Below are 16762 nucleotides of genomic sequence, written 5' to 3' on the forward strand. Positions count from 1 at the left end.
ATGAGCTCTCGCTGAAGGATCCTCAAAGAAAGATTCTGCTATGCCAGAAAGCCAGTCCCCCTCGAGCATGACTCCCCCACGAACACCGATCTTCCTGCAGGATTCTCAAATTCGGGTCGGCAATGCATTGATCAGCAGAATCACGGAAATCGCGCACTGGCCTTTTCCCGCCAAGCTACTCTTCCCTGACATCAGTGCTGATCAGTTGGCCAGTATCAAGAACCCTGCACTGTTCGACCAGGACAGCGGCGAGCTAATTCTGGCGATTCACAGTTACCTGATCGAACTGGCAGACACCCGGCTATTAGTTGATCCTGGCAATGGCAGCGCAAAAGAGCGTCCGGCCTTGCTGGCCCATCATCAGCTTGAGACAGATTTTCCGGGCACGCTCAGGGCCGCCGGTTATTCGCCGGAGAAGATCGACCTGGTGATTTCAACTCATCTTCATCCAGATCATTGTGGTGGCAATACCCAGCTGGTTACAGGTGATTGGCAGCCGACTTTTCCTCAGGCTCAGTATCTTTTTGGACGGATCGGCCTGACCGAGCTGACCGCGTTGACGCACAAATCCGAGCTGAGCGCGATCGAAGAAGATTTCCTTCGGTTATTCGACGACAGCATCAAACCCGTGCTTGATAGTGGCCTGGCTAAGATCGTGGACGAAGACCAGATTCTGCTGCGGGACGGTAGCACCGAGGTACGAGTGATTCCGACGCCGGGACACACAGCCGGCCATCTCGCTGTCGAAGTTTCTGCCGCCGACGGCAGCGGAGCGTTGATCTCCGGCGATATCATTCATCACCCCGTGCAACTGAGATATCCCGAGTTATCCCAAGCCGGGGATGAATCAGCCAAACAGGCCAGAGAGACTCGGGATTGGCTACTTGAGCGCTCAGCGGCCACCGGCTGGCCGATACTGACGACGCATTTTGTGGAAAGCGATCCAAAAGCTAACTAGTTTCGGCATAACGGGTGAGCTAATCTCAGCGGTTATCGCGACTTGAGTGCCAAGGAGTGTAGATATAGTCGAATAATGACGACTGTATCGGCCGGAAGCGCTCCGTCCGAGGAAACAAACTCAAAATCCGAACGCACTCGCGAGCGGATACTTCATGCGGCCGCCCAAGTATTGAGCAAAAAAGGCTACGCCGGAATGCGCCTGGGCGATGTCGCCGTTGTTGCCGAGGTGCAAGCACCGGCGATTTACTATTACTTTGAATCTCGGGATGATTTGGTTGAAGAAGTAGTCTGGGTCGGCGCCTACCGCGTGCGGACAAATCTGGAAAGCATGCTGGCAAAACTCCCGGCAGAGACTACCGCGATGCAGCGGATTATGTGCGCAGTCGAATCGCACCTCTGGTTTGGCTTACACATCTCACATTACGCAACCGCAGCAATCCGGATTGTCGGGCAGGTACCCGAGCAACTAAGGACCCGATCGCTAGCCGAGGAAGCCCGTTATCAGCAGATCTGGCATGAATTGCTGAAAGCGGCCCAGGGGTCCGGTGAGTTGCGTGCCGACATCGATCTACGGACGACCCAAATGCTAATCCTCGGCGCGATGAATTGGGCCAGCGAATGGTGGGATCCTCAGCAGCAATCGTTGGAAAACCTGGTGTCCGCTACTCAGGAGTTAGTACGTTACGGCATGGGCCTACGAGTCGAGCGGCCGAGATAGCGATCGCGATATGCTCAAAACATGCCTGAAAACAGATTAGTAGCTGGTGAGCCCGCACCACTTTTTACCCTGTCCGATGCCAACGAACAGCAAGTGTCTTTGAAAGACTTTGCGGGCCGCAAGACGGTGATCTACTTCTACCCGGCCGCTTCAACTCCAGCCTGCGCCAAGCAAGCCTGCGATTTTCGAGACAATCTCAACACTTTTGCCGCAGCTGGCTACCAGGTTCTCGGCATTTCGCCAGATGAGCCGAAAGCACTCGCCAAGTTCGCCGCTGAAGACTCGCTTAATTTCCCGCTGCTGGCAGACCCTGATCACCGGGTAGCTGAGGCCTACCGGGCCTGGGGTGAGAAGAAAAACTATGGCCGGACTTATCAAGGGCTCATTCGATCAACCTTCGTGGTGGACGAAAAAGGCCTCATCGAGGTGGCGCAATACAACGTTCGAGCCACCGGGCACGTCGCCAAGCTGCGCCGGGACCTCGGTTTAGACTAGGATAGGTATTCGGCCCGCTAAGCGGCCGATGCGCGAGTGGTGAAATTGGTATACACGCCAGATTTAGGTTCTGGTGTCTTCGGACGTGCGGGTTCAAGTCCCGCCTCGCGCACCAAACTATTAGCCACAATTAGCTCTCCCCCCCCCCCCGAAACGTCAGAAGAATGTATTCTGCGCGATGTCACTGACATCGGCCTTCGCATAGCTGACATCGAAATGCCGAAAGGCCTCAACGCGTTCGTGATCTTCGCGAGGCCGATTTGTGATCTGTGATCCCTAACCTCGTGGTTTGTGAAAAAGATCTCGCTATTTCTGGTTATCAGTAGCGCCATGTTCGCCTCAGGCTGCTCAATGCTTCATCTGAAGGTTCAGCACGAGCATCCGAGCTCCGGACAGCGAGCCGCCCTGGACAGCTCGATCACTGCTAGCCAGTCCTGATGGCCAGCTTAGCTATTTCGTCCCCGAGCAACCACGGTCCAGTCAGTGAGTGTGCCGTCCGTTTTGCGCACTAAGACCCGGTCGACCAGATTCATCGTCAGGCAGACGTGATTAGGCACTAAGCGCAGCCGCTCCCCTAAGGCTGGTAACGGGGTCTGCGGTGGGAAAAGCACGGTGGCATGATGCTCCGAGAGCACGCTCACCCGAGCTGCTGGATGGTCAAGCAGACGCGCAAACCCGGAGGCCCAGTTCGGCCGGTCGCTACCGAGCACTTTTGACCCGGCGTTGACCACCACCCGACGTAGCGCCGGATCTCCATCGTGCCTGCTCACCACGGTGCCCAACACGGTCAAGGAGATATCGGCGGGCTCGGCTCGGCCAAGCTCCCATTGTTGGGCGTCGCCGAACACATAGACGCCGGAGCGGATTTCCTGCGCAATGGTGGTCTCCTGAGCTGTTGGCGTGGAGCCTCCGCTGAGGTGTCGCACGGTGAACCCATCTGCCTCCAACAGCGCCGCAGCTTGCCCGAGCGCCGCACTCTCCCCTGCCGCGGCACTGACGCTGGCTCCCGGCGCATAGCTGTGCCCGGGAAAAGTGAACAGACCATCAATAAGCACGCCGGCGCTGCGGCCAGCACGAGCGATGCTCAGCACTTCTCCGGTCAAGGCACCACTTCGATGGTGCCCGCTATCAAGCTCTATCGACACCCGGCCACCCACCGCACTGAATGACGCAAGTTTGCTCACGGCTTCAACTGAATCCGTACCTATCCGTAGCTGAATCCGCTCGCCGAGGGCAATGATCCTGCGCAGCAAAAGTTCGTCCGGCCACAATGGATAGGCAATGAAAATATCAGCCACACCGTGGTCCGCAAACACCTCAGCTTCACCGACCGTCGCCACGGTGATGCCACTCGCGCCCGCGGCTAACTGTTTAGCCGCGATCTGCGCCACCTTATGTGTCTTAACATGCGGTCGCAGGCTGATCCCGCGACTCGCTGACGAAGCCGCCAGTCCGGCAATATTAGCGTCGAGCACCTTCTCGTCGATCAGCACGACCGGTGTCTCAATCTGATCAAGCGGGTTCACAGCGACCTTCCGTTGCTGGTGGAAAACATGAAATCACTTACAACAATGGCTTGATCAAAGCCTCGAATTTCTGTTCAAGATAAACATGACCTGCCACCGTGGGATGGTCACCATCCGGGCCGATAAGTTCGGATTTATCGTCCATAATCCAATGATCCTCAATGGGGTCAGCAAACTTGGCGCCGGCGCTCTGCGCTCCGCTCTTTATTTGGTCGCGAATCATCAGTAAATCTGGATCGACCTCGGGGCTGTAGGACGCCGGGCCGACGAAAAGCAAGGTAGCTTGCGGCGCGTGAGCTTTCACTGTTGCTGCGGTGTTAGCCACCTGAGAGCTGATATCTCCGAGCTCAGATCCCAGGTCGTTTTCCGAGCCGTAGACCACCACTAACTGCGTTTGACTTGGTACCTGGGTTGCCGCCTGTTGCTCGAAAGTCTTTCCGCCATCCCCTTCAACCAGATAACCCGCGCCGTTTTCAGCCGCATTGACCAACACGATCGGGGTTCCTTCAGCAGCCAGTTTTTGTTCTAGGCGAGTAGGCCAGGCGTCCGCAGCCGAGGTCTGAAAGCCGGTGCTGATGGAATCCCCGATCACCACGACGGTTGGTCCATTGCTCGCGTTGGCGGCAAACTCGCTCGGCGCTAGGGTGCCAGCAACATCGCCGGTAGCATCGCTCACGCACGCCGCCAACATCAGCACCACCACTGCTGTGCCAAACACGAGCAGTGAGCGGTTCCGCCGAGTTCTTTGGCCAGCTCGCTTCATAGTCCCACGCTAACCCAGCTCCCAGGCCTGCCGATAGCTGGAAAGAAATGCGCGCCAGGAATTAGGCAAATTCACAGTGATCGGGGCCAATAAAAATTTTCTGCCACTTCGACCCATCCGGTCTAGCCGAGTCAACGAACTTGCTGTGAGACATCGACCAGAGGGCCGATGGACATATTTGAAGGAGCTTTCCGATGAAACTGGCAAAACACACATCTATTGCCGTGTTCGCTGTAGCAGCAGCCGCGACTCTCACGCTTTCCGCTTGCGGTGGTGGATCCTCCACCAGCGGTAGCTCCAGCGCGGCACCGAGTAGCTCATCGTCCTCGCCGTCGATGGCGACCGAGACTCCCTCGATGGCGGCTAGCGGCATGGTCGGCCCGGGTTGCTCAGCCTACGCTAGCCAAGTACCGAGCGGGCCCGGTTCGGTGAGCGGTATGGCAGCGGACCCGGTTGCAGTGGCGGCGTCGAACAACCCATTGCTGAAGACCCTGGTCGCGGCGGTATCCGGAAAACTGAATCCCAAGGTCAATCTGGTCAGCACCCTGAACGGCAGCGAGTTCACTGTCTTTGCTCCGGTCGATGACGCCTTCGCGAAGATCCCGGCGGCGACCATCAACGGCCTGAAAACTGACGATAAAACGCTTTCGAAGATTCTGACTTATCACGTGATCCCCGGTCAGCTCAGCCCGGAGCAGATCGTCGGCAGCCACAAGACCGTAGAAGGTGGCAGCGTGACCGTCGCGGGCAGCGGGGATAACCTCACCGTGGATGGCAGCGCGAAGGTAATCTGCGGCGGCGTCAAGACCGCTAACGCCACCGTCTACCTGATCGATTCGGTGTTGATGCCCAAGTAGAAGCGCATCAGCTAACTAAGGTCAAGAGCGGGCGTCCTGCTTGGGGGATGCCCGCTCTTCGCTGCTCGCGGTTCATAGTCTCGCTGATTACAATAAGGTAATTCATCTTCTTGAGCTGCGATATGGGAGTTTGCGTGCAACGACGACTGAGGCCTGCAAGATCGAGGGCTTCCGCTATTTGCGCAGCCCTCTTGGCGTTGCTGCTGTCCGCCTGCACCAATGAACCGGCTCCGCCACCAACGACCACGAGTACCATGCAGCTGAAGACCTTTTCTTTCGGTACCGCAGCTGATCCGGCGGGTTTAGATCCGGCGCTGGTCTCCGATGTTGATTCGAACCGGGTCAGTCGCCAGATTTTTGAAGGACTGGTAACCGCCGATCCAACCACTGGAGAGCCCGCACCAGCCCTTGCCACCAGTTGGAACTCCATCAACAATGGTCTGGGTTATGAATTCACCCTGCGCGAAAAAGTGAAATTCCAGGATGGTCAGCCGTTTAACGCCGCCGCGGTGTGTATGAACTTCAATCGGTGGTTTAACTACCCGGTGCAAAAGAATCCGGCCGCGATCCCCTCAGCCTTTAAAGACCTGTTCCGCACCTTCGCTAACGACGCCAAGAATTCGGTTTATAAGAGTTGCACAGTGGACAGTGAGTACAAACTCACTGTCTCGCTCAACCTGGTGCGCACTGGATTCCTCGATGCGCTCACCCAGGCAGCCTTCGGCATCGCGTCGCCTGCCGCTCTGAAGTCGGGAACCGCCGATGTGCTTGATCAGCGCCGGGACTCCTATCAACTCTCTAAATTTGCGCTACACCCGGTGGGCACCGGCCCCTACCAACTCACCAGCTGGCAAGACGGTGTGGTCACTTTGCAGCAAAACCCCGACTACTGGGGTGATAAGGGTCAGATCAACACCATAAAGTTCATCACCTATCAGCAATCTCAAGCCAGGAGCCAGGCCCTGCTGACCGGAAAAATTGATGGTTACGACTTCGTCACGCCGGATAACTTCGACGCGCTGGTGAAGCGTGGTCTGCAAGTTCAGCAGCGGGACCCGTTCTCGGTGTTCTATCTCGGCCTCAATCAGCAAATTCCAGCGCTTGCCGATATCAAGGTGCGCCAAGCTATCTCGATAGCCATTGATAAGGATGCTCTCGTCAAGAAGTTCTTCATCGACGGCAGCACCTCGACCAACCAGTTCATTCCACCCAAACTCAGTGGTTTCAACAATCAAGTACCGGGTGCTGGTTACGATCGAGAGAAAGCTCGGAAACTCATTAAAGAGTCGAGCTACCGGGGTGCACCGTTAAAGTTCTACTACCCCTTGAATGTCACCCGGCCGTATCTCCCGACGCCGGAAAAAATCTATGCCGAAATCGCCGCAGAGCTAACGGCTATTGGGCTGAACATCAAGCCAGTACCGGTGGACTGGTCAGATAACTACCTGGAAAAAGTCAGCAGCTCTGGCGATCATGCCCTCCACCTTTTGGGCTTGAACGGCTCGTACTCGGATCCCGACAATTTCGTCGGGCCGTTGTTCGGTGCGCCCAATGCTGAATTTGGCCCCGCCGACAGCCAGCTGATCTCGAAGATCGAAAGGGCTAAGACGCTTCCCGACGGCGCAGAGCGCAGCCAGGCCTATCAATCGATCAACGCAGATATTGCCAGCACTATCCCGGCGATCCCGATAGCCTTTCCGATCTCGGCTTTGGCCTTGTCCTCTCGGGTTAGCAGTTACCCGGTCAGCCCAGTGCTGAACGAGGTGTTTAATAAGATCACGCTGAACTCCTGAGCGAGCCAAATCACCTGGTCCAAATTTAGGGAACCTGCCTCGCGCGCGATACGCTTCTAAGGCGCTTTGCATCGTTAGCAGCTACCGGAGAAACACCAGTGACCTTCATCTCACAAACCAAAGAAGCCGACGTCGTCTTGATCGGTGGCGGCATCATGAGCGCCACCCTGGGCGCGATGATCAGCAAGATCGAGCCGAATTGGTCGATTGCCTTGTTTGAACGGCTAGACGAGTTGGGCTTGGAGTCCTCTGGGCCGTGGAACAACGCCGGCACGGGCCACTCAGCACTGTGCGAATTGAACTACACCCCGGCGGCAAAAGACGGTTCGGTCAATCCGGATAAGGCGATCGGTATTAATGAGCAATTCCAGCTCTCCCGGCAGTTCTGGTCCCATCTGGTCACCGAAGGACATATCGGCTCGCCCAAAGGGTTCATCAACACCGTGCCGCACATGTCCTTCGTGATGGGCGAGGAGCATTCGAATTATCTGAAGACTCGGTTCGAAGCGCTCAAGCCACACGCACTTTTCTCCTCAATGGAGTACTCCGAGGACCGCGATCAGATCGCACAATGGGCACCTCTAGTCATCAACGGACGTCAAGGCAATGGTCGGCTGGCCGCCACTCAAGCAGCCGAAGGCACCGATGTGGACTTCGGCGCACTCACCAAAGACCTAGTGAAGTTCCTCAGCGCCCAGGGCGGTGAGATTAACTACAGCACCGACGTCGTCGATGTGAAGCGCGGCAGCGACCGCAAGTGGGAGCTCAAACTCAAGCACAAGGGCTCGGGCGAGACCAGCAGCATCAAAGCTCGCTTCGTTTTCATCGGAAGCGGCGGCGGAGCCCTGCACTTGCTGCAACGCTCAGGCATTCCTGAGGGCAAAGGCTACGGCGGCTTTCCGGTCTCCGGGCAGTTCTTCCGCTGCACTAACGACGAAATTGCCGCTCAGCACAGCGCCAAGGTTTACGGTCAGGCCTCGGTCGGCGCTCCGCCGATGTCGGTACCGCACCTGGATACCCGGTATGTCGGTGGTCGGAAATCGCTACTCTTCGGCCCTTATGCTGGCTTCTCAACTAACTTTCTCAAAGCAGGCTCGCTATGGGACCTGCCACTGTCAATCCGGCCGTCGAATATCTACCCGATGCTCGCCGCCGGTCTGCATAACCTTGGGCTGACCAAATACCTGGTTTCTGAAGTGCTGAAATCCCGCTCTTCGAAGGTCACCACCATGCAGGAGTACTTCCCCGAAGCCAATGGCAATGATTGGGAACTAATTACTGCCGGGCAGCGTGTGCAAATCATGAAGAAGGATCGCAAGCAAGGCGGCATCCTGCAATTCGGCACCGAGGTGATCACCTCCTCTGATGGTTCCATCGGAGCGCTACTTGGCGCTTCTCCCGGAGCTTCCACTGCGGTGCCGATTATGTTGGAACTCTTGCAGCGCTGCTTCCCGCGTGAATTCAAACTTCAGTGGCAAGACAAAATCAAGGAAATGATCCCCACCTTCGGCGTCAAGCTCAATGACAATCCGGATCTGGCGGCGGAGACCATGGCCAAGACTGCGGCGACCTTGCAACTGAGCTAGCGTTCCACCACCTGCTTGACTCCACCAGTTACCGCCTACCTCGGAGATGACCGATGTTTCGTCTGGCCACCCTGTCCCTGCGTAATCGTGCGCTGATCGCCTTGGTGACGGTCTTCGTCGCCGTCTTTGGTGTTATTTCGATGGGCTCGCTCAAGCAGGAGCTGATCCCTTCCCTCGAATTGCCGCAGATCACCGTGGTCACCTCGATGCCGGGAGCATCAGCTGAGGTGATAGACGCCCAAGTCAGTCGGCCACTGGAGACCGCGCTGAACGCAGTGGAGAACCTCAGTTCCTCCACCTCTACCTCGCGCAGCGGGGTATCGACAATTAATCTGAGCTTCCCCTACGGCACAAATCTCGACCGGGCACGGAACCAGATAGACCGCGCGATTGCTAATGCCCGCGCGCAACTACCCGACGATACTCAGCCCCAGGCCGTGGCCGGCAATATTAGTGACTTCCCGATCCTCTACCTCGCGGTGGCCTCGGACAAGTCACTCTCCGAACTCAATTCAGATCTGCAGCGCATTGCGGTGCCCAAGATCTTGAAGGTCGATGGCGTTCGTGGTGCCGATGTGACCGGTGCCAATGGGCAGCACATCGAGATCCAGCCAGACCCTGCAAAACTTGCCGCTTCCGGTGTTGCCGTGAGCGCAATCGCCGATGCGCTCAAGAACAACGGCGCACTGGTGCCGGCCGGTACCATCACCGACTCGGGCAAGTCCCTTTCGGTGCAAATCGGCAGTCCAGTAGATTCGCTCGATGCGGTCAAGGCTCTGCCTCTAGCCGGGGCCAAGGGGGGGCAGTCCGCGCCGACCATCGGATCGGTAGCGTCCGTTTCCTTGCAGGACGACCAAACCACCTCGATCACCCGTACAAATGGCAAACCTACTCTGGCGCTCTCGGTAACCAAGACCCCGGATGCAGATACCGTCACGGTCTCACACGCCATCAACAAGTTGCTTCCCGAGCTCAAGGAAGAGCTCGGTTCGAATGCCACCTTCACCACGGTCCTTGATCAGGCCCCTTTCATTGAGAAATCAATTGAAGACCTCGGCACCGAAGGCCTGCTCGGCCTGGGCTTCGCCGTGATCGTGATCTTGATCTTCTTGCTCTCGGTGCGTTCCACGCTGGTGACCGCGATTTCGATTCCGCTTTCACTTTTGGTCACCTTGATCGGGTTGTGGGCGACTCACTATTCGCTCAATATTCTGACCCTAGGTGCCTTGACAATCGCGATTGGCCGGGTGGTCGATGACTCGATTGTGGTGATCGAAAACATCAAACGACACCTCAGCTATGGCGAGGATAAACTCACCGCGATCACCTCAGCGATCAAGGAAGTTGCTGGCGCGGTCACCGCCTCCACCCTCACCACGGTCGCGGTCTTTGCGCCGATTGCCTTTGTCGGCGATATTGCTGGCGAGCTCTTCCGCCCCTTCGCGCTCACCGTCACCATTGCCCTGATTGCTTCCTTGTTGGTATCACTCACGATCGTGCCGGTACTCGCCTATTGGTTCCTGCGCTCCCCCAAAGACGCCAAACAGCCCACCCCGGAGATGCTCGCGGCGGTCGAGGAGAAAGAACGCAAAGGCTGGTTGCAGCGCGGCTATCTGCCGATTCTGCACGGCACTCAGAAACACCCGGTCTGGACTTTGGCGGCAGGTCTGGTCATTCTGATCGGCACCCTAGCGATGACGCCACTGCTTCCGCAGAACCTGCTCGGCAATTCGGGGCAGAACTCGCTCTCAATCACCCAGACCATGCCGCTAGGCAGCAGCCTGGACACCACCTCTAAAGCCGCCCAAAAAGTCGAGGATGCGCTGCGCGGTGTCGAGGGTGTGCAGGATATTCAGGTGACCGTGGGCAATGCTAGCGGCGGCTTCTCCTCATTACTGTCCTCTGGCGCATCCAGTGCAAATTTCCAGGTGGTGACCGATGAAAAGGTTAACCAGGACAAGCTGAAGGACAAGGTTCAAGAAGCCATCGATGGTGTCAAGGATGCCGGCACGATTAGGTTGAGCGCCAGCGGCGGCGGACTGGGCACCTCAAGCACAGTTGATGTGAACGTCAAAGCCAGTAGCAGTGACGATCTGCAAAAAGCTAATGACGCCGTGCTGTCAGCCTTACAGAACACTCCGAACAGCACCAACATCACCAGCAATCTCTCGGCTTCCAATCCGGTGGTACAGATCAGTATTGACCGCGCTAAAGCTGTCGCGGCAGGCCTCAACGAGCAGCAGGTGGCCGGTATCCTGGCCGCGACGGTAAGCCCCATCCCGGGTGGTACTGTGCGGATCGACACCACTGATTACAAGGTTCAGATTGGTAAGGGCACGCAGTTCAGTTCAATTGAAGCGCTCGGGCAAGCTCCGTTGCCAACCGCTTCCGGCTCGGTTCCGCTCTCCACTATCGCCAGCGTCAAGCAGGTGAATATCCCCTCATCGATCACCTCTTCCAATGGACAGCGCAGCGCTAAAGTCTCCTTGACTCCGAGCGGGAACGATCTCGGTGCGCTCAGCACCGAGGTGCAAAAGAAGCTTGACAGCCTGAGTCTGCCGGCAGGTGCCACCGCAACCCTGGGCGGCGCCAGTACCCAGCAGCGAGAGTCATTCGGCCAACTCGGCCTGGCGCTGATTGCCGCCATCGCCATTGTCTATGTCATTATGGTGGCCGCTTTCAAGTCACTGATTCAACCACTGTTGCTCCTGGTCTCTATTCCGTTCGCCGCCACCGGTGCGATTGGCTTACTCTTGATCACCGGTATCCCGCTAGGTCTGCCCTCGCTGATTGGTATGTTGATGCTGGTCGGTATCGTGGTGACCAATGCGATCGTGCTGATTGATCTGATCAATCAGTCAAGGCGAGATACCCCGACCAAGGCTGGGCTCTCGGTTGCCGACGCTATTGAGTACGGCGCGCGTCACCGCTTGCGGCCGATTCTGATGACCGCGCTGGCGACAATTTTTGCGCTCACTCCGATGGCACTTGGCCTGACCGGCGGGGGTGGATTCATTTCACAACCACTCGCTATCGTGGTGATCGGCGGCTTGATCTCCTCGACCGTGCTGACCCTAATCCTGGTCCCCGTGCTGTATCGACTCGTGGAAGGTCGACGAGAACGCCGCAAGTTGCTGAAGGATTTGCAACAAGTACCTAAGGAGCAGGACCACGCAGTGGTTTCCGAAGCCTCACAAGATTGGACCACGGGCGCCATCCCGAAAGTTCGAGGACGGCGGGCAAGCAGCTAGAACATCACCCTGGCATCCCGGGCCGCGATCGAGTAGAGCAGCCCTTTATAGCTGTAAATTGCGGCGCTGGCGCCGGTGTTCACCACTACCGTCCAGCCATTATTGAGCAGTCTGGTTTTTACCTGGCTACCTGCCACTGATGTGATTGGACCGGAACCGTAGACACTTGAGCGTTGCAGGTCCTTGAGAGTGTTGAATGTCGAATCGTTGAGATTGACGCTCGCGGTGGTGACCGACTCGTACATTTGGCTACCCGTGGTCGGATATTGCTGTTGGCAACTGGGGGTGGCCTGGGTCAGGCTTCCCTCGATCAGGTTGCTTGTCGCTGACTTGGAAAGAAGTGCCCAGCCCAAATTGAGCCGCTGCTCGGCGGTGCGTCGATTCTTCGCTGCCGCAGCGATGTTTGCCGCGTTGTAGTCAGTGCTCTTGAGGCAAGGCGCCACCGGAACTTGCTTGCTTTGGTTGTAGCTAGTGCTTGGCACGTTCCGCAAGTCAACGTTGTAGTCATGCATAATCACTCTGACTTGCATTCTGGAGAATTGCGCCGAAAAGCCTGCTTGTGCGGTGATCTCATTATCATTCAACCAGGCGCCATTGCCCCACTGGGTGGTAAATTCGCGTAGCACGCCGTCGATGACCGGCGCAGAACTTGCCACCTCAGGCTGCATTCGCAAAGCACCGAGGCTAACGGCACGTTCACTCTGCACGCTGTAGATCTTCGCCCCGCTGGCATTAATTGCGGTGCCTTGCTGGCGTAACGAATTGAAAATATCGACCCCCAGATTTACCCACATTTGCACCGGTCGCCCCGCCGAGCTCTTTGTCTGCCTGCTAAGCACTCCCAAGGTTCGAACCATATCGTCGCCGTATTGGGCGCTATTCGTCCAAGGGCCATAACTGCCTACCTGTTCCAGATCGATGCCGTGTTGCGGGGACATATTGGCATCATCGAACATCACCCCGTCGAAACGCACCGCCGGTGCACCGGTGACGCCTGGCTGGGACGGATTGTTGAGAATGGCGGTGATCCTGGCTTGGCAGGCACTGAGGAAGGCCGTCGAAGCGATATTAGAAACCAGCAGTTGACCACCAAAGTCAGGGTATCTGACGTAGTTTTTACCGGCTACGGTGACTATTGCCCCGACATCTTTGAGCTTTTGAGAATTTGACTCAATAAAATACTTATTCTCCGGATCGGTTGAATATTTTGGCGTACTGACACAGGTAGTTTGAAAATCACTCCAGGCGCCTAGATTTTCGTCTTTAGGACGCGCCACAGCAATATTCAGATACGCCAAAAATTTGGTATTAGGATTGGCCGCCTTCATATCAGCTAGGTTGCAATCCCCGGTCAGCGCCACCTTGACCGCGAAGGGCTCAATAATGGCTTCCTTGAGCTTGCCTTGCAGAGCGCCACCTGGGCAGAGCATCTGCTCCTGACGGGCTCCCTGCAGGTAGCCGACGCCTTGTGGAAGAGTGGTGGCCGAGGCCTGGCTGATGACGATCGGCAGGTTCGAAGCCAACAGCAGCAGCGCGGTGAGGCCGATCAGGATACTGGGCTTAAAATCACGGATAAAAAGCTTAATTCCCGCAAACATGGCACGACCTCCAAGGGTAAGCCCTCCCCCCAAGGCGATTTTATTCTCTTAGGATGCCAATCATACGCAGCAGAAAGCGGTCCGCACTAGACTTTTTCATGAAGTTGAATCGTGCCGCTAAACGCCAATTTTGGCACAAAAAATAGTACAATTGCGGATAGAATTCCGGTCACGCCGCACACGGCCCAGACCAGCAGATAACCGCTCAACGATCCTGCGGTCTGGCTTTGACCTTCAACAGCCTGCAAGGCTTGGCTAGCTAGCGCAATGCCGAAAACGCAGGAGGCGAAGGAGCCACCGAGGGTTTTGGTGGCATTGGTTAGCCCGGTAGCCATCCCGGTTTGAGTCAAGGGGGCAGCCGCAGCTGCTGCCGAGGGCAACGCCGCAACCAGCGCACCGGAACCCAAGCCGGCGATCAACATATTCAACATCAGCTGCCATAGCGTGGCATGCAAGGGTAGGAAAAGCAGATAGCCAAGACCTACTAATAGCGCCGCTCCGATCAGGGTGATCCGCGGCGTGCTCCGACGCACGGCCAAAGGAAAGATCAAAGCTCCGACCAAGAGTGAGAGCACATAGACCCCGATAAGTATCGAGACCAGTCCTGAACCCAGGCCAAGACCGTAGCCCACCTCCTCCGGCTTGGTTCTGGCAAACGTTGATAACGGAGCTTGAGCGCCCAGTACCGAAACGCCAAAGAGGAAGGCGGTTAGCTGCACCGGCCACATGCTGGGCTGACGGAGCAGCCTAATATCGACCAGCGGGTCATCCTGGTGCAGTTCATAACGAGTGAAAACATACAACACAACCATTCCCAGCAGGATCGCCAGCCACGCCCACCAGGTGCCAGGGCCATTGATTCGCATAAAGGTAAGACCAGCGGTGATCAGCAGGAGCGCGAAGCTAATCAGCAGTAAACCATTACCATCGAGCCGACCGCCAGCCCGCGTCGGCGATTCCGGAACGCCTCGCCAAATCACCACGAAGCATAGGCTTACACAGATCGCCGGAATCATCAGTGTCAGCCACAACTTGCCGGCCAACACCTCGCCCAGCATGCCACTGCTGAGCGCACCGAGGATAACGCCTAGCTCAAGCCCGGCAACCAGAATTCCGGCGGCCCGACGGGTCAATCCAGCTGGGTCCTCACTACGCTGACTGCGCGAATAGATCAGCGCGATCTCCAAGGGCAGCCAGACCACATAGAACCCTTGGAAGGCCCAAGCAATCAAAAAGGTCCAGAAATCCGGTGCGAGCGCAACACCCCAGGAAGCCAGCGCGGTCAGCGCAGTGGAAATGAGCAGGATTCGGCGGTGCCCAATCATATCGCCAAGCTTTGCTAGCGCTGGAACAACTAGCGCGCTGACCAGTAATTGTGCTGCTTCAAACCAGTTCACGTCGGCATCATGGATGCCCAGGTGCCGGGCAATATCGGTGAGCAGGGGCGTGTAGTACCCCTGCAAGATGCCCGAAGTCATCTCGACCAAAAACAAAAAACCGACGATCGCGCCCGCTCCCCCGAGCAAGCCCGTTTTCCCTGCCAACCGCATCTTCATTGCGATCCCCTCATCGTTTCCAACGCCAGCTTGGGCCGCGGGAATACAACCGCTGCGAGTCCGGTTCTCATGGATAATAGATGCAAACGTATTTATTTTTAGCTATCGGAAAGAGGACCGAATCGTGCAAATCGGCATCTTCACTGTGGGAGACGTTACAACAGACCCCACGGATAACACCACCCCCAGCGAGTTCGAACGCATCAAGGCGATGACCACCATTGCTAAGCACGCCGAAGAAGTAGGGCTGGATGTCTTTGCCACTGGGGAACATCACAACCACCCGTTCGTGCCTAGCTCACCCACCACGATGCTCGGCTATATCGCCGCGCAAACTGAACGCATCATCCTTTCCACCACAACAACATTGATCACCACTAACGACCCGGTGAAAATCGCCGAAGACTTTGCCATGCTGCAGCATCTGGCTGACGGCCGGGTTGATTTGGTGCTAGGTCGCGGCAACACTGCCCCGGTCTATCCGTGGTTCGGCAAGAGTATGCAGGACAGCGTCGAACTAACCGTGGAAAACTACGCGCTGCTGCGCAAGCTCTGGGACGAGGAGGTAGTGAATTGGCAGGGCAAATTCCGCACCCCGCTGAACGGCTTCACCTCCACCCCTCGACCGCTCGACGGCGTCGCCCCCTTTGTCTGGCACGGCTCCATCCGCACTCCTCAGGTCGCGGAGATCGCCGCCTATCACGGCGATGGGTTCTTCGCGAACAACATCTTCTGGCCCAAAGAGCATTACCAACAGCTGATCGGTCTCTACCGTGAGCGTTACGAACACTATGGACACGGCGCCGCTGATCAGGCAATTGTCGGACTGGGCGGACAGTTCTTCATCCGCAAGAACTCGCAGGATGCAATCAAGGAGTTCCGGCCCTACTTCGATAATGCCCCGGTCTACGGCCATGGCCCCTCGATGGAGGATTTCACCTCGCAGACACCGCTCACGGTCGGCAGCCCGCAGGAGATGATTGAGAAGACCTTGACCTTCCGGGAATTCTTCGGCGATTATCAGCGGCAGTTGTTCCTGGTGGACCATGCCGGCCTGCCGCTCAAAACAGTGCTCGAGCAGCTGGATCTGTTCGGCTCTGAGGTGCTTCCCACCTTGCGCAAGGAATTTGCCGCTAAGAAACCGGCTCACGTCCCCGATGGGCCAACCTTCGCCGCACGCAAAGCTGCGGCCCAGAAAGTTACAGTGGAGTCATGAACGACGTGAAATTGAGTGTGCAGAGCTGGGAGTCCTTCTTCCGAGCCCAGGTTACGGTGCTGCGGCAATTGCAGACCGACCCAGTGTTCAAGAAGCTCAGCGTGCGTGAATACGATGTGCTCTACACACTCTCCAATTGCCCCACCGGCTGGGTCAGGCTCAATGAGCTGAATAAACACAGCCTGCTGACTCAGCCGAGTATCTCCCGGCTGGTGGAGCGTTTGGAAGCCCGCGGCCTGATTCAGCGCAGAGTGGCTGAGGATGATCGGCGTGGTGTAGAAGTTGGGCTCACCAAACAGGGCCTCGAGTTACAGAAGACAGTGGGACGTGAGCACGCCCGCGATATCCACTGCCTGTTCAGCTCCAGTTTGACCGAAGCCGAAATGCGTGAGCTGATCCGGCTCAGCAATAAGCTCAAAGCCACCGCCAAACAGCGGAAGTAA

General features: G+C 57.0%; 13 protein-coding genes and 1 tRNA gene. 10 read left to right on the forward strand and 4 right to left on the reverse strand.

All coding sequences use genetic code 11. From position 1 onward, the window contains the following. The first annotated feature begins 40 nt into the window (after positions 1-40). The 4 genes from UM93_RS06600 (at position 41) to UM93_RS06615 (ending at position 2288) form a co-directional block, all read left to right on the forward strand. The gene (locus UM93_RS06600) at positions 41-958 is read left to right on the forward strand and encodes an MBL fold metallo-hydrolase (protein WP_082057042.1); all 918 of its coding nucleotides are present in this window, start codon (positions 41-43) and stop codon (positions 956-958) included. Positions 959-1033: 75 nt separating this feature from the next. Beyond that, complete coding sequence (locus tag UM93_RS06605) at positions 1034-1678, forward strand: TetR/AcrR family transcriptional regulator (RefSeq protein ID WP_045074523.1); 645 nt, start codon at positions 1034-1036, stop codon at positions 1676-1678. 21 nt (positions 1679-1699) lie between these two features. Then, the gene (bcp, locus tag UM93_RS06610; RefSeq protein WP_045074524.1) at positions 1700-2173 is read left to right on the forward strand and encodes a thioredoxin-dependent thiol peroxidase; all 474 of its coding nucleotides are present in this window, start codon (positions 1700-1702) and stop codon (positions 2171-2173) included. Between the two features lie 30 nt (positions 2174-2203). Then, positions 2204-2288, forward strand: a tRNA-Leu gene (locus UM93_RS06615). Between the two features lie 331 nt (positions 2289-2619). Here UM93_RS06615 and UM93_RS06620 read toward each other — a convergent pair. Together UM93_RS06620 and UM93_RS06625 are read right to left on the reverse strand one after the other, a co-directional pair. Beyond that, on the reverse strand, positions 2620-3699 hold the full coding sequence (locus UM93_RS06620) for an alanine racemase (RefSeq protein ID WP_045074526.1): 1080 nt from the start codon (positions 3697-3699) through the stop codon (positions 2620-2622). A gap of 37 nt (positions 3700-3736) precedes the next feature. Then, the gene (locus UM93_RS06625) at positions 3737-4462 is read right to left on the reverse strand and encodes an SGNH/GDSL hydrolase family protein (protein WP_082057043.1); all 726 of its coding nucleotides are present in this window, start codon (positions 4460-4462) and stop codon (positions 3737-3739) included. 194 nt (positions 4463-4656) lie between these two features. Between UM93_RS06625 and UM93_RS06630 the strand changes: the two genes are divergently transcribed. The 4 genes from UM93_RS06630 to UM93_RS06645 all read left to right on the forward strand — a co-directional run bounded on the left by UM93_RS06630 (position 4657) and on the right by UM93_RS06645 (position 11949). Further along, positions 4657-5319 carry a fasciclin domain-containing protein gene (locus UM93_RS06630; protein WP_045074528.1) on the forward strand — a complete coding sequence of 221 codons (663 nt, stop codon included), beginning with the start codon at positions 4657-4659 and terminating at the stop codon, positions 5317-5319. A gap of 254 nt (positions 5320-5573) precedes the next feature. Next, complete coding sequence (locus UM93_RS06635; RefSeq protein WP_234399393.1) at positions 5574-7112, forward strand: ABC transporter substrate-binding protein; 1539 nt, start codon at positions 5574-5576, stop codon at positions 7110-7112. A gap of 98 nt (positions 7113-7210) precedes the next feature. Beyond that, positions 7211-8698, forward strand: a complete 1488-nt coding sequence (locus UM93_RS06640; protein WP_045074530.1) for a malate:quinone oxidoreductase — start codon at positions 7211-7213, stop codon at positions 8696-8698. Positions 8699-8751: 53 nt separating this feature from the next. Beyond that, a complete protein-coding gene (locus UM93_RS06645; RefSeq protein ID WP_045074532.1) occupies positions 8752-11949 on the forward strand; it encodes an efflux RND transporter permease subunit in 3198 nt (1065 codons plus the stop codon). Here UM93_RS06645 and UM93_RS06650 read toward each other — a convergent pair. Both UM93_RS06650 and UM93_RS06655 read right to left on the reverse strand, forming a co-directional pair. After that, the gene (locus tag UM93_RS06650) at positions 11946-13547 is read right to left on the reverse strand and encodes a hypothetical protein (RefSeq protein ID WP_045074533.1); all 1602 of its coding nucleotides are present in this window, start codon (positions 13545-13547) and stop codon (positions 11946-11948) included. The two genes, UM93_RS06645 and UM93_RS06650, sit on opposite strands and share 4 nt — an antisense overlap. Before the next feature lie 86 nt (positions 13548-13633). Then, on the reverse strand, positions 13634-15103 hold the full coding sequence (locus tag UM93_RS06655) for an MFS transporter (protein WP_045074535.1): 1470 nt from the start codon (positions 15101-15103) through the stop codon (positions 13634-13636). Between the two features lie 124 nt (positions 15104-15227). Here UM93_RS06655 and UM93_RS06660 point away from each other — a divergent pair, with 124 nt between their 5' ends. Together UM93_RS06660 and UM93_RS06665 are read left to right on the forward strand one after the other, a co-directional pair. Then, positions 15228-16319 carry an LLM class flavin-dependent oxidoreductase gene (locus UM93_RS06660; protein ID WP_045074536.1) on the forward strand — a complete coding sequence of 364 codons (1092 nt, stop codon included), beginning with the start codon at positions 15228-15230 and terminating at the stop codon, positions 16317-16319. Continuing rightward, positions 16316-16762, forward strand: a complete 447-nt coding sequence (locus UM93_RS06665; RefSeq protein WP_045074538.1) for a MarR family winged helix-turn-helix transcriptional regulator — start codon at positions 16316-16318, stop codon at positions 16760-16762. Before UM93_RS06660 ends, UM93_RS06665 begins: the two co-directional genes overlap by 4 nt.

This window comes from Psychromicrobium lacuslunae, from assembly GCF_000950575.1.
Classification (GTDB): domain Bacteria; phylum Actinomycetota; class Actinomycetes; order Actinomycetales; family Micrococcaceae; genus Renibacterium; species Renibacterium lacuslunae.

Bases quoted from the DNA above. Each gene is read 5' to 3' on its own strand.
- UM93_RS06650 (WP_045074533.1), bottom strand. From the start codon at position 13,547: ATGTTTGCGGGAATTAAGCTTTTTATCCGTGATTTTAAGCCCAGTATC.
- UM93_RS06635 (WP_234399393.1), top strand. From the start codon at position 5,574: ATGCAGCTGAAGACCTTTTCTTTCGGTACCGCAGCTGATCCGGCGGGT.
- bcp (WP_045074524.1), top strand. From the start codon at position 1,700: ATGCCTGAAAACAGATTAGTAGCTGGTGAGCCCGCACCACTTTTTACC.
- UM93_RS06630 (WP_045074528.1), top strand. From the start codon at position 4,657: ATGAAACTGGCAAAACACACATCTATTGCCGTGTTCGCTGTAGCAGCA.
- UM93_RS06655 (WP_045074535.1), bottom strand. From the start codon at position 15,103: ATGAAGATGCGGTTGGCAGGGAAAACGGGCTTGCTCGGGGGAGCGGGC.
- UM93_RS06600 (WP_082057042.1), top strand. From the start codon at position 41: ATGCCAGAAAGCCAGTCCCCCTCGAGCATGACTCCCCCACGAACACCG.
- UM93_RS06665 (WP_045074538.1), top strand. From the start codon at position 16,316: ATGAACGACGTGAAATTGAGTGTGCAGAGCTGGGAGTCCTTCTTCCGA.
- UM93_RS06605 (WP_045074523.1), top strand. From the start codon at position 1,034: ATGACGACTGTATCGGCCGGAAGCGCTCCGTCCGAGGAAACAAACTCA.
- UM93_RS06645 (WP_045074532.1), top strand. From the start codon at position 8,752: ATGTTTCGTCTGGCCACCCTGTCCCTGCGTAATCGTGCGCTGATCGCC.
- UM93_RS06625 (WP_082057043.1), bottom strand. From the start codon at position 4,462: ATGAAGCGAGCTGGCCAAAGAACTCGGCGGAACCGCTCACTGCTCGTG.